This window comes from Paraburkholderia xenovorans (genome assembly GCF_046030735.1).
GTDB classification, from domain to species: domain Bacteria; phylum Pseudomonadota; class Gammaproteobacteria; order Burkholderiales; family Burkholderiaceae; genus Paraburkholderia; species Paraburkholderia xenovorans_A.
The window spans coordinates 121,017-133,867 of sequence record NZ_JAQQBV010000003.1 but is presented as its reverse complement, the minus strand read 5'-3'; the positions used below and the strand labels follow the sequence as shown (position 1 = coordinate 133,867).

Sequence of the window (12,851 nt, the reverse complement as noted above, 5' to 3'; positions counted from 1 at the left end):
TATCGGCAGAACTGCTAGAACACGAGGATTGTGATGTTTCATGAAATCGTCGCACAGCTCGACAATATGGTGTCCGCGCTGCAGACGCTGCTCTATGTCGACGTGGTGCAGCCGTTCTTTTATCGCTTCGGCTTGATGGGGTACGACGAAGACACCTATGACGCGCTGTACTGGGTGATCATCGGCGTGCTGGAAATCGTCGTCACGTATCTGACGTTGCGGCCGCTCGAAGCGCTGCGCCCTGTCGAGCAGTGGCAGGATCGCAAGGCGCTGCGTGCCGACGTCATCTATACGTGGATTGCCAAGCTCGGCATCATCAACATTGCATTCTTCTTCATGCTTCAGCCGGTATTCGATCACTGGCAAAGTCTGATCGCGATCTACGGCATACCGAACATCGATATCGACAGCCTCTGGCCAGGGGTGACGGATCAACCGGTCGTGTCGTTCCTGATCTACCTGGTCGTGCTCGATTTCGCCGGCTACTGGTATCACCGCTGGCAGCATCGTTTCGGTGTGTGGTGGGAACTGCATGCGGTGCATCATAGCCAGCAGCAGATGTCGCTGTGGAACGACGACCGCAACCACTTTCTCGACGACATCATCCAGGCTGCGTTCTTCGCCGCGATCTCGCTGTTTATCGGCGTGCAGCCGAACCAGTTCGTGGTGCTGGTGGCGCTCAGCAACTTCATGCAGAGCATTCAGCACGTCAACGCGCGTCTGCCGTACGGCTGGCTGCTCGAGCGCATCATCGTCAGTCCCGTCTTCCATCGCCGCCATCACGCGGTCGGCTACGGCCATGAAGGGACGGCTTACGGTTGTAATTTCGGCGTGCTGTTTCCATGGTGGGACATGATGTTCCGCACCGCTTCGTGGAATCCGGCCGTCGAGCCGACCGGCATTCGCGACCAGCAACCCGTGCCGCACGGCGCAGGGCGTTCGTATGGCAACGGACTGATCGCGCAGCAGTGGCTCGCGTTTGGCCGGATTGCAAAGCGTTTGCGCGGGCAGCGGAATTACGCAGGCGGTGCGATGGAGTGAGTGAAGCCGGCCAACCCTGCAACTGACGAAGCCGGCATTGAAGCGGCCGCGGAACTCGTGTGCGACAACGCTCCATTTTCTTTTTGCTGATAACGATTGTTTGATTTGTTATTAGCTGGCAAGTGGCGTTGTCCCCTAGACTTTTCGATCCATCCCGCATCGAGTTCCGCAGGTTCTTCACTTTCCATTTCCAGAGACTTCAATGTTTGCTTCAGCTCTCTCGCGCGCCGAATGGTTTCGGCGTCGTGGCACCGTCGTCATGTGCGCCGCGCTGGTTGGCGCCGCAAGTCTTCTGCAAGCTGTGCCGTCCACAGCCGCGACGCTCGACCAGATCAAGCAGCGCGGCTCTCTGAATGTCGTCACCGAAGACGATTTCCGGCCATTCGAATTTGTTCAGGACGGCAAGCCGACCGGCTTCGACAATGAACTGGTCGCGAAGCTCAAAGCGCGTGGCCCGCTCGATGTTCACCAGCAGATCATTCCGTTCACGGGCCTGCTCGCCGGCGTGGTCAGCGGCAAATACGATGTCGCGACAACCGGTTTGCTGATCACCAAGGAACGTCAGCAGTCGCTTGACTTCACCACGCCGATCGCCGAAGCGACGATCTATTACGTGAAGCGAAAGGGCGACAAGCGGATCAACAAGGTGGCGGATCTGAACGGCCTCACGATCGGCGTCCAGGCCGGCAGCGCGATGTATCAACGCCTGCCCGAGCTTGAAAAACTGCTGGCGGCATCGGGCGGCAAGATCGGCAAGATCGTGCAGTACACGTCGTATCCCGAGGCCTATCAGGATCTCGCGCTGGGCCGCACCGACTATGTCGTCAATAACATTGTCGGACTTAATACGCTGATCAAGGAAAAGGGCGACGTCTTCGAACTCGGCCAGCCGGTATCGAGCAAAACCTATGTCGCGTGGGGCGTGGCGAAAGGCAACACGACGCTGCTCAAGTATCTGAACGACTTCCTGGCTGAAGAGCGTCAGAACGGCGATATCGCGAAGCTCCAGCAAAAGTGGTTCGGCACCAGCTTCCCGGCTCCTCCTGAGCATTTCGTTTCCGAGTATTGACATCGAGTGGTGGAAACTTTGGGAATCGAGTCGCTTCTGGCTGGAGCGGTTACCACCCTCGGGCTTGCCGTACTTGCGATCGTGGTCGGATTGGTACTCGGACTTGCGCTTGGCATTCTTCGCTGGCTCAGACTGCCCGGACTCGGTCGCTTACTTGCGCTTTATATCAGCGTAGTGCGGGCGACGCCGTTGCTGACGCTAGCGCTGGTGGTATTTTTTCTGGTTCCGGCCGCCACCGGCTATGACATGCCTGCTTCGCTGGCGGCGATCATCGCGATGTCCGTCAACACCTCTGCGTTCAATTGCGAAATCTGGCGCGCGGGACTGGAGAACTTCCCGCGCGAGCAGATCGAGGCCGCGCGCGCGGCCGGCATGCATCGCGGCCTGCTGTTGCGCCGGATCATGCTGCCGCAGGTTGCACGCAGCAATCTGCCGCCGCTCGTCAATGAAATGACCGTGCTGATCAAGAACAGCCCCGCAATCTCGGTGATCGGCATCGTCGACCTGACGCGCGCAGCGGTTCGCATCGGCGCCGACACTTATCGTCCGCTGCCGCCGCTCATCGGTGCGCTACTGATCTACATCGTCATCGTGTTCGGTCTTCTGAGGCTGCAAAAGTATCTCGAACACAAGTCTGCTGTGAGGTACGCGAGATGACCCACGATCTCGCGATTATCTGGGCTCACAAAGACGAACTGTTGAGCGGCGCGGTGACGACAGCCGTGCTTTCCGCGCTCACGGGCGCGTGTTCGCTCGTTACTGGTGCGTTGCTTACCGTCGTGTTGATGTCGAAGCGACGCGCGCTTGCAACGGTGGCACGGGGTTTCGTCGATCTGATGCGCTGCACGCCGTTCCTGTTGCTGGTCTATCTGATCTATTACGGGCTGCCGTCTTTCGGCATCCGGCTCGACAACGAGCCGGCGGGTTTTCTGGCGTTGCTTCTCTATAACACCGCCTATATTGCCGAGATACTGCGCTCGGGCTGGGCCAACCGCCCGCACGAGGAGATCGAAGCGAGCTATGCGTTCGGCTTTCATGGCTTCCAACTGGTCCGGCGGCTGATCCTGCCACCGGTTTTCTATTCGACAGCGCCGATGCTAGGCAATCAGTTCATCCAGATCGTCAAGGACAGTTCCTTTCTCACGATCATTGCAGTGCCGGAACTGACCTATGCAGCGAACAATATCCAGTCGAATTACTACATTCCTTTCACGGCATTTATCGTGGCCGTGCTGCTGTACTGGGTGTTGTGTTCGGCGATCGAATTCTGCGTATCGGCAGTGCGCCGTGTCTCGGAGCAATATCAATGAGTCTGTCCGCGCACGCGGCCTCCGTGGCCGCCCCCGTTGCTGCCGCCACGCCGGAAACCGTACTTGAACTGGCTGGCGTGACCAAGCGCTTCAATGGGCATACCGTTCTCGATGCTATCGATCTGAACGTGACGGCCGGTGAAACGGTCTGCCTGCTCGGCCCGTCGGGATCGGGAAAATCGACGCTACTGCGCTGTATCAACTGGCTCGAAGCGCCCGATGAAGGCACGGTACGACTGCTCGGCCAACGCGTCGGCGTGCGGGCGGACGGACACAGGATGTCGGATCGGGAGCTTGCGTCGATACGCACGCAGATCGGGATGGTGTTCCAGCATTTTGCGCTATGGCCGCATTTGAGCGTGTTGCAGAACATCATGGAAGCGCCACTCCACGTGCAGCGCCGGCCCCGTGCCGAAGTGCGTGAAGAGGCCGAAGCGTTGCTCGAACTGGTCGGTCTTGCCGACAAGCGCGATGTCTATCCGGCACGACTGTCCGGCGGCCAGCGTCAGCGTGTCGGCATTGCTCGCGCGCTGGCTGGGCGGCCGCCGCTCATCCTGCTGGACGAGCCGACGAGCGCACTCGATCCCGAGCGGGTCGACGGCGTGTTGCGCATCATGCAGGATCTTGCGCAACGCGGGATGACCATGCTCGTGGTTACGCACGAAATGAGCTTTGCTCGCCGCAGCGCAAATCGCATCGTATTTATGGACAATGGAAAGATCGTCGAGACGGGCGCGCCGGAGGCTTTTTTCTCGAATCCGCAAACTGAGCGCGCGCGTAGCTTTCTAGCCAACTACACCACACGACTTCCATTCCGCCATGACCACCCGGAACTCACCGAGTCCTCTTCCTGACGCAAACGCGGGCGCGAATCGTCTTGCCGTCGAGCGCATTATCGCAACCGAGCCCGTGCTGGCCGGATGCGAGCTTGCGTCGAGCGCGCTAGGCCTCGCGGACGGCGAACTCGGCCACGCAGGGCCGCCCTTCGTGTCCTTCGCGGAAATTCCCGCACCGGTGCTCAACGCGCTGATCGGCGCCGTACTTCACGAAGGCTGGGCGGGCACGCGAGACGCGGCGCGCAGCTTGATCGAGCGCGGCGAAATCCGCCTGCGGTCGAATCACGACCTCGGCACCGTATCGCCGATGACCGGCGTCGTGCGGCCAAACCAGACCGTGATGCGAATCGAAAACCGCGCCGGCGCGGGAGTCACGTATGCGACGCTCGCCGAAGCAGGGCGTCTCGTACTGCGGTTCGGTTTTTATGACGACAAGGTTGCGGCCGGTCTCGATCATCTCGATCGCGTCGTCGGTCCGGCTATCGAACGGGCGCTGCCGGCGGGCGGCTTGCCCCTTCTGCCGTTGATCGCCCACGGTGTGGCGCTTGGCGACGATGTGCATCAACGCAACGTCGGCGGCATGTATGGCTTCGTGCGCAGCCTCGCGCAACTCGACAATCCGGTGAGGGCCTGGCTGCTCGATAATCCGCAGCATTTTCTCAACTATGCGATGGCCGCTGCGAAGCTTGCGCTGGATCGCGCCCAGGGTATCGCGGGATCGAGCATCGTCACCGCGATTGCGCGTAATGGCACCGTGTGCGGCGTGCGCATTGCGGGCGGCGGCTCGCGCTGGTTTACGGCTCCGGCCTCGATACCGGACGGCGGCTTTTTTGCGCCGCACTCACGGGCAAACGCGCAAGGTGATCTCGGCGATAGCGCAATCATGGAAGCATATGGGCTGGGCGGCGCGATCGCCCACTGTTCTCCCGAGCTTGCGCGACTCATGCATCAGGAGTGGCCGGCGGCGAGCGCAGCGGGGCAGCGCATGCGTGCGCTTTTCGACGTTTCCCATCCGGTTATCGATCCGGTACTCGCAGGTCCGGCAGGCGTAGGCTTGGGGCTGGATGCGCGCAAGGTCGTCGCTGCCGGCGAGCCGGTTCGCATTCATACTGGTATTGCCCATCGGGATGGCGCTACCGGTTGGATTGGCATCGGCGTGGCCACTGCGCCCGTGGCCTGTTTCGAAGCCGCCGTTCACGCGCTGGAGATGTCATGAACACGAGGGCAGGTGAGGTTGCCGCAGGCAGGTCGTCCGATATGCTGCGTATCGCCGTTATCGGCGGCGGGTTTACCGGCGCTGCGTTCATTATCCATGCGATCCACGCAAGTCAGTCTGCGGCCGGTGATGAGACCGCTCTGAGGCTCCAGTTCGATCTGATTGAACGTTCGGCGGAAATCGGCCGCGGCATCGCGTACAGCACGCGAGATCCGTTGCACCGGATCAACGTCCCGAGCGACCGGATGAGTCTGTTCTGCGACGACCCGACGCATGCCACGCGCTGGCTGATCGCACACGATTTGCTCGATCCAGGCAGCACCGATGCAAACGGTCATCACTACGTTTCGCGCGAACACTACGGCGCTTACGTTGCCGCGACCTTGCGCGACACGGTTGCCGCCGCCGGCGACCGGGTGCGCTTCACGCATTGGCGCGCATCGGCAACGGCCATTCACGTCGCCGGTACGGTACACGAGGTGATACTCGACACGGGCGTTTCCATCGAGGCCGATCGCATCGCGCTGTGCATCGGCCATGCGGCACCGGCACTGCCGTGCGAGATTTCCGATGCCACACTGCGCAATCCGGCATTGATTACGAACCCGTGGGCGCCTCAAGCGTTTGAGCGCATTCCACAGCACGCGTCGGTACTCGTCGTCGGCACCGGACTGACCATGGCCGATTGCGCGGTTAGTCTGCTTGAACGCGGCCACCGTGGACCGATTACCGCGATCTCGCGGCGCGGCCTACTCGCACAGCCGCAAGGCCTCTTTTCCAGTGAGGCCGATTTTCTCGGCGACGCGCAGCCTCCATCGACCGTTCGCGCGCTGCTCCGCATGTTGCGCGAGCGGATTGCCCGCGAGATGCCGTTGCGTGGCTGGCAGCCCGCGGTCGATGCGCTGCGCTTCGATCTTGCGCGGGTCTGGCAGGCTTTGCCGCCCAGCGAACAACGGCGCGTCGTCAGACGGTTGCTGCCGTTCTGGGACGTTCATCGGTTTCGGGTGGCGCCGCAGGTTCATGCCGTGCTCAGGGAAGCCATCGACGCGCGCCGGATCGTCGTCGAAACCAAGGGGATCGCCGGCATTGACGACAATGCGCGCGATGGCTTCGTCGTCACACTTAAACAGCGGTCGGGCGCACGCGAGCAGCGCGTATTCGATCGCATCGTGTTTTGCACGGGGCCGGCGCGCAATATTTCCGCCAATCCACTCGTTCATTCGCTGCTGGCCGCCGGTCGGGCGCGTCTCGATGGCGCGGGTATCGGCCTCGACGTCGACTCGCACAGTCAACTCAGGGAGCGTGACGGCGGTCTTGTTGCGGGCCTTTTTGCCTTTGGCCCGATCACGCGCGGCAGTTTCGGTGAAATGAGCGGCGCTCCCGATATCGCCCGGCATATCGAGCGGTTGCTCAAGGATGAGAAGACCTCGATCCTCAGCGTGCCGGTCTGACAAGACGACCGGCAACGTGTGCGTTTTTGCATCGCTTTGTCGTAGTCGAAACCATTTATCAGGCCACTTTCAACTTTTCGGAAAACCTCAAATTGTCCGCACAGAAAATCCATCACGTCGTTCCGGATGCCAGCCCGCCGCCTCCGTCGTCGCTCTATTCCCACGCGGTGGAAGCGGCCGGCTGGCTTTATGTGACCGGTCAGCTTCCAAGCGACCCCGATGCGCCCGAGGCCGACTTGCCGTCGGGTATCGAAGCCCAGGCCGAACTCTGTTTCAAGAACCTGTCACGGATTCTCGCGCACACGGGTTATGTCTACGACGACACCGTGTTTGTGCGAATCTACCTGAGCGAATTCGACCGTGATTTCGCGGCGTTCAATACGGTCTACGCACGGTATTTCCGTCAGGATGGCCTGCGGTTGCCTTCGCGCACGACCATCGGTGTCGCGAAACTCGGTCGCGGCGCGCTCGTGGAAATCGATCTCGTGGGTTATAAGAACCGTTAAGCGTCGGGGCGAGTTCGCGATCACATATTCGGATAATTCGGACCGCCGCCGCCTTCCGGCGTCACCCATACGATGTTCTGCGTCGGGTCCTTGATATCGCAGGTCTTGCAGTGCACGCAGTTCTGCGCGTTGATCACGAGGCGCTCGCTGCCGTCGTCGTTCTTCACGAACTCGTACACGGCCGCCGGGCAATAACGCGATTCCGGGCCTGCGTACGTCTGCCAGTTCACGTTCACCGGCACGGACGGATCTTTCAGCGTCAGGTGAGCCGGCTGGTTCTCCTCGTGATTCGTGTTCGAGATGAACACCGAAGAGAGACGATCGAACGTCAGCTTGCCATCCGGTTTCGGATACACGATCGGCTTGCACTGCGAGGCCGGTTTCAGCATCTCGTGATCCCAGTGCTGGTGATGCAGCGTCCACGGCACATTGCCGCCGAGCAGCTTCTGCTCGACGCCGACCATCAGCGTGCCCAGATACAAGCCCTTGCTCATCCACTGCTTGAAGTTGCGGGCGCGATGCAGTTCGGTGTGCAGCCACGACGTTTTGAAGCTCTCCGGATAGGCCGTGAGTTCATCGCTGGTCCGGCCAGCCTGCACGGCTTCAAACGCCGCATCGGCCGCCAGCATGCCGGTCTTGATCGCCGCGTGTGAGCCCTTGATCCGCGACGCGTTCAGGAAACCCGCATCGTCGCCGACCAGCGCACCGCCCGGGAACACCAGCTTCGGCAGCGACAGCAGGCCGCCGGCCGTAATCGCCCGTGCGCCGTACGACACGCGCTTGCCGCCTTCGAGCACCGCGCGAATCGCCGGATGCGTCTTGTAGCGCTGGAACTCCTCGAACGGCGACAGATAGGGATTGGTGTACCCAAGACCCACGACAAAGCCGACCACCACCTGGTTGTTGTCCATGTGATAGAGGAACGAGCCGCCGTAGGTGTCGTTCTCCAGCGGCCAGCCGGCGGTGTGCATCACGAGACCCGGCTTGTGCTTCGCGGGATCGATTTCCCACAGTTCCTTGATGCCGATCCCGTAGACCTGCGGGTCGGCGCCTTCGCGCAGCTTGAATCTATCGCCCAGTTGACGGCCCAGATGTCCGCGCGCGCCTTCGCAGAACAGCGTGTACTTCGCGTGCAATTCCATGCCGAGCTGGAAGTTTTCGGTGGGTTCGCCGTCCTTGCCGATACCGAGATTACCGGTGGCAACGCCTTTGACCGAGCCGTCGTCGTGATAGAGAATTTCAGCGGCCGGAAAGCCCGGGAAAATCTCCACACCCAGCGCCTCGGCCTGCTGACCGAGCCAGCGCGTGACGTTCGCGAGGCTGATCACGTAGTTGCCGTGGTTCCTGAAGTTATCGGGCAATGCCCAGGCCGGCACGCTCTTCGAGCCGGTTTCGGTGAGGAACAGGAATCTGTCTTCGGTCACGTCCACGGTGAGCGGCGCGCCTTTTTCCTTCCAGTCCGGGATCAGTTCGGTGATCGCGCGCGGATCCATCACCGCGCCCGACAGGATATGCGCCCCGATCTCCGAGCCCTTTTCCAGTACGCACACGCCGATCTCGACGCCTTTTTCAGCGGCGAGCTGTTTCAGGCGGATCGCTGCGGACAGGCCAGCCGGGCCGCCGCCGACGACCACGACGTCGTATTCCATCGACTCGCGTGGACCGTATTGGGCGATTAGCGCGTCCAGCTGATTCGTCATCGCGAATGTCCTTCCATGCCGGTGGTGTCGGTTGTATTTGATGTATCGGCATCGATCGCGATCGATACCAGTTGCGCGCCCGGCGCAGTGGGACGCAACACGAGGTCGTCGGAGCGGCCGCTGGTCCATAGCGCGTTGAGCGGCGGCAGCGTCACATCGCGCAGGACCGCGCTCTGCACGTCCCATTGTCCGGCGAGACTCACGAACAGATGCGTGGCGGCGGGCGTCACGCGCAACGAATGCGTGTCGACGCTCACCCGCACCCGATGCGCGCCGCGCTGGTGCATGAAGTTGAGCACATTGACCGGGCGCACGGGCAGATCGATCCACACGGGCAGTTCGCCGGAGAAATGCACCGGTTGACCGGCGCGTGCGAGCAACTTGCCGTCTTGCGAAAGCAGATCGATCGCACCGTCGTCGATGAGCAGCAGCGTGCGGTCGTAACCGGGGAATTGCGAGAATTTCGCAGCACCGTCGAGCGTCGCGACGCTCAGACGCCAGGTCGCAGCGCCATTCTGTTCGGGGCCGCGCGCGAGTGTGCGCGTGGTGCCGTCGCCGTTGGCCCAGCGTTCGGGCGGCATACGCGAATAATCGACGATGCGCACGGCCGGGGCATTCGCATCGCCAGCGAAAGCAGGGGCTTCCTTATCGACGTTGACACCGACGCCCATGCCCGCATCGCGCAAAGAAGCATCCCGATTCACGCTCATACGTGTTGCTCCGCGCTTTGAACGTGAGCTTCGAGCGCCCCGATCACATCGAACAGATCGCCGACCAGGCCCACATCGGCAACCGAGAAAATCGGCGCATCCGGGTCCTTGTTCACGGCGACGATTAACTTCGAGTCCTTCATGCCGGCCAGATGCTGGATCGCTCCCGAGATGCCGAAGGCCACGTACACGTCAGGCGCGACGCTGCGTCCGGTTTGTCCGACCTGCGCGGCGTTCGGCGCGTAGCCGGCGTCGACGGCGGCCCGCGACGCGCCGAGCGCTGCGCTCAGGTTGGCCGCCAGGCGTCCGAGACGCGTCATGTTGTCTTGCGAGGCGAGGCCGCGGCCGCCCGCGACCACGACGCGCGCGCTGCCGAGATCGAGTCCGCTCTGGGCGGACGCATGCCGTTCGACGAGGCGGGTCTTCGCAAACGGCACGATCGGCGCCAGCGGCACAATCGGCACAAGCGTGGCAGCGCCGCCTTCGGCCGCAGCGGACGGAAAAGACGAAGGCCGCACGGTTGCAAAGGTGCGTGCGGCAGCGCTCGCGACGGTCGCGACGACGCTGCCCGCATAAAGCCCGCGCACGAACTGCGTGCGCTCGCGAATTCCGGTCACGTCGGCGATGAACGCGCCTTCGCACAACGCCGCTGCGCGCGGCAACGCTGCGCGGCCCAGCGAGCGATGCGCGGCGAGCACGATTGCATACTCAGCGGAAAGCGACTGCAACTGCGCCGCGACCGTTTCCGGCGCGAGCGTATCGGCCGCGCCCGCCGACGCGACGAGCACGCGCTCGACACCGCGCACGTGGGCCGCCGCCGCAGCGCTCGCGTCATCGAAGACGAGCAGATCGACGGGCTGCGCCAGTTGCAAGGCCGCGCTCACGACGCGCAGCGTCACGTCGGAAATTGTTCGTGCTTCGCCATCGCACAGGACCAGCGTTCTCATTGTCGGGCTCCCACGGTTTCGAAGACGCGTTGAACGGCGAGCGCGTCGAGCAGGGCGGCTACGCTCTCCACCTTCACGCCCGGTTCGCGCGCGGGCGGATCGTTCAGCGTCAGCACGCGGCTTTGCGCAGCGGACGCGCCGCCGAGCGCGGCGGCCTCGCGCGTCGCGAGCGGCTTCTGCTTTGCCTTGACGATGCTCGGCAGCGTCACGCGTCGCGGCTCAGCAAGGCGTAGATCGGCGCTGATTACGGCGGGGCCGTCGAGCTGCCATGTCGCTGTGCCCGCGTCGTCGCCGCAATTCACGCGCCAGCCGCCGTCGACAGGCTCGAGCGCGCTCGCGTTGAGCGCCTGCGGCCAGCCCAGCAGTGCGGCGAGCATGGCCGCCATGCCGCCCACGTCGCCGTCGATGGCCTGCTTGCCGCACAGCACGAGGCCGTACTCCGCCTCTTTCATGTGCGCGGCGACGAGCCGCGCGACGGCGAGCGAATCGAGCGTTGCGGTGGCCGCGCCGGTGTCGACCAGCACGGCGTCGTCGGCACCCATTGCAAGCGCGGTGCGCAATACGTCCTGATACGCGGGCAAACCGCAGGTCAGCACGGTGACCTGCGAGGCCACGCCCGCCTCCTTCAGTTGCAGTGCTTTTTCCAGCGCGCATTCGTCGAACGGATTCAGCGACATCTTGAGTCCGTTGGTGTCGATCGTGCCGGCGGCGCTCACCCGCACGCGCACGTTCGGATCGACCACACGCTTGACGGGCACCAGAATACGGATAGTCATTGGCTTATTCCTTGTCGCATTTCAATGCGGGTCACGACACCGCGCCGAGGCCGTACTTGCCGGTCAGCAGTGCGCCGCGCGCGAAGCGGTCGAGCGCGTACGGGTCGAGCGACACGTCGGTAGGCAGGCCGAGCGCGTGTTGTGCGAGCAGCTTGCCGATGCCCGGCGAGAGCTTGAAGCCGTGGCCGGAGAAGCCGAAACCCACGGTGAGTCCTGCCACGTCGCTGACGCTGCCGAGCACGGGATTCCAGTCGGGCGTCACGTCGTACACGCCGGTCCAGGAGGAAGCGAGACCCGCCGTTTCGTACGCAGGAAAATGTTCCGCGACCTGCGCGCCGACTTCGGCCACGTAGTCGAGCGAGATGTCCCCTTGCTCGGTTTCGGGCGCGTTGAGCGTATCGCCGACCACGCCCTCGGACACCAGCATCTGGCTGCCGCCGTAGCTGCGGAAATACAGCATGCCTGGCGAGCCGAGATCCTTGAACGCGGGCATCGCGAACGTGTACGGCGCGGCTTCGCATTCGAGCGCGAGCACCGTGTGACGCTCGGGCTTCACCGGCAACGGCACGCCGATCCATTCGGCGAGCTCCGGCGTCCAGATGTTCTGCGTACTGATCAGATGGCCGCAACTGAAGCGGCCCGCCGTCGTTTCCACGCCGCTTACGCGGCGGCCGTCGCGAATGAGCCCCGTCACGCGCACGCCCTCGGTGATCTTCACGCCGCGGCGGCGCGCCGAGCGTGCAAAACTCGTGGCTACCAGGTAAGCGTCGGCAAAACCGGCTTCGGGCTCGAAGCCGATCAGCGCGGCGTCGTCGAACGTGGCGATCGGCAGGCGCGCGTGCGCTTCGTGGCGATCGAGCAGTTGCACTTCGATGCCCATCTCCTGCTGCGCGCGTAGCGACGCGGCCAGCGGGTCGAGTTTGTCGCCTTCGGGCGCGCTGATCATGTAGCCGCATCGGACGAGACCGCACGAGGCTTCTTCGTCGCCGAGATAGTCGGCGAAGTTATTGAAGGCCCACCACGACGCGCGAGCGAGTTCAACGTTCTGACGCACCGAATAGTGCGTGCGCAACAGCCCGGACGATTGCGACGTCGTGCCGGCGCCGATCGTCCCCTGATCGACGACAAGGACGCTGGTCGCCCCGAGCGACGCCAGATGGTGCGCGACGGACGTGCCGATCACGCCGGCGCCGATCACGACATAGTCATAGTGGCTCATGAGCCCCCCTTGATTTGATGATGTGTAGAATTTTGCGACCTTGCCGTTCGCCGTTTTTTTGTATTAGGCA

13 protein-coding genes are annotated in these 12,851 nt (G+C 62.9%); 8 read left to right on the top strand and 5 right to left on the bottom strand.

The window, feature by feature from the left end:
* The first annotated feature begins 33 nt into the window (after positions 1-33).
* From PQQ51_RS03920 to PQQ51_RS03885, 8 genes are all read left to right on the top strand, one after another.
* Positions 34-1,041 carry a sterol desaturase family protein gene (locus tag PQQ51_RS03920; RefSeq protein ID WP_408495009.1) on the top strand — a complete coding sequence of 336 codons (1,008 nt, stop codon included), beginning with the start codon at positions 34-36 and terminating at the stop codon, positions 1,039-1,041.
* Positions 1,042-1,243: 202 nt separating this feature from the next.
* Positions 1,244-2,110, top strand: a complete 867-nt coding sequence (locus PQQ51_RS03915; RefSeq protein ID WP_408495007.1) for a transporter substrate-binding domain-containing protein — start codon at positions 1,244-1,246, stop codon at positions 2,108-2,110.
* Between the two features lie 9 nt (positions 2,111-2,119).
* Complete coding sequence (locus tag PQQ51_RS03910) at positions 2,120-2,767, top strand: amino acid ABC transporter permease (protein ID WP_408495005.1); 648 nt, start codon at positions 2,120-2,122, stop codon at positions 2,765-2,767.
* Positions 2,764-3,420: an amino acid ABC transporter permease gene (locus PQQ51_RS03905; protein WP_408495003.1), complete on the top strand. Its 657-nt coding sequence runs from the start codon at positions 2,764-2,766 to the stop codon at positions 3,418-3,420. Before PQQ51_RS03910 ends, PQQ51_RS03905 begins: the two co-directional genes overlap by 4 nt.
* Positions 3,417-4,274: an amino acid ABC transporter ATP-binding protein gene (locus tag PQQ51_RS03900; protein ID WP_408495001.1), complete on the top strand. Its 858-nt coding sequence runs from the start codon at positions 3,417-3,419 to the stop codon at positions 4,272-4,274. Before PQQ51_RS03905 ends, PQQ51_RS03900 begins: the two co-directional genes overlap by 4 nt.
* Positions 4,240-5,472 (top strand): YlbE family protein, encoded by a 1,233-nt coding sequence (locus PQQ51_RS03895; protein WP_408494999.1) that lies wholly within the window; start codon positions 4,240-4,242, stop codon positions 5,470-5,472. The genes PQQ51_RS03900 and PQQ51_RS03895 overlap by 35 nt, the downstream gene beginning before the upstream one ends.
* On the top strand, positions 5,469-6,923 hold the full coding sequence (locus PQQ51_RS03890) for an FAD/NAD(P)-binding protein (protein WP_408494997.1): 1,455 nt from the start codon (positions 5,469-5,471) through the stop codon (positions 6,921-6,923). The genes PQQ51_RS03895 and PQQ51_RS03890 overlap by 4 nt, the downstream gene beginning before the upstream one ends.
* A 92-nt stretch (positions 6,924-7,015) precedes the next feature.
* A complete protein-coding gene (locus PQQ51_RS03885) occupies positions 7,016-7,429 on the top strand; it encodes a RidA family protein (protein WP_408494995.1) in 414 nt (137 codons plus the stop codon).
* A gap of 20 nt (positions 7,430-7,449) precedes the next feature.
* Here the strand turns inward: PQQ51_RS03885 and PQQ51_RS03880 are convergent, their stop codons facing one another.
* Genes PQQ51_RS03880 through PQQ51_RS03860 form a run of 5 tightly spaced genes read right to left on the bottom strand, consistent with a single transcriptional unit; the run spans position 7,450 to position 12,781 of the window.
* The gene (locus PQQ51_RS03880; RefSeq protein ID WP_408494993.1) at positions 7,450-9,129 is read right to left on the bottom strand and encodes an electron transfer flavoprotein-ubiquinone oxidoreductase; all 1,680 of its coding nucleotides are present in this window, start codon (positions 9,127-9,129) and stop codon (positions 7,450-7,452) included.
* On the bottom strand, positions 9,126-9,839 hold the full coding sequence (locus tag PQQ51_RS03875; protein ID WP_408494991.1) for a HutD/Ves family protein: 714 nt from the start codon (positions 9,837-9,839) through the stop codon (positions 9,126-9,128). The genes PQQ51_RS03880 and PQQ51_RS03875 overlap by 4 nt, the downstream gene beginning before the upstream one ends.
* Positions 9,836-10,786, bottom strand: coding sequence for an electron transfer flavoprotein subunit alpha/FixB family protein (locus PQQ51_RS03870; protein WP_408494989.1), 951 nt, complete (start codon positions 10,784-10,786; stop codon positions 9,836-9,838). The genes PQQ51_RS03875 and PQQ51_RS03870 overlap by 4 nt, the downstream gene beginning before the upstream one ends.
* Complete coding sequence (locus PQQ51_RS03865) at positions 10,783-11,556, bottom strand: electron transfer flavoprotein subunit beta/FixA family protein (RefSeq protein WP_408495192.1); 774 nt, start codon at positions 11,554-11,556, stop codon at positions 10,783-10,785. The genes PQQ51_RS03870 and PQQ51_RS03865 overlap by 4 nt, the downstream gene beginning before the upstream one ends.
* A 37-nt stretch (positions 11,557-11,593) precedes the next feature.
* Positions 11,594-12,781: an NAD(P)/FAD-dependent oxidoreductase gene (locus PQQ51_RS03860; protein ID WP_408494987.1), complete on the bottom strand. Its 1,188-nt coding sequence runs from the start codon at positions 12,779-12,781 to the stop codon at positions 11,594-11,596.
* Between the last annotated feature and the right edge of the window lie 70 nt (positions 12,782-12,851).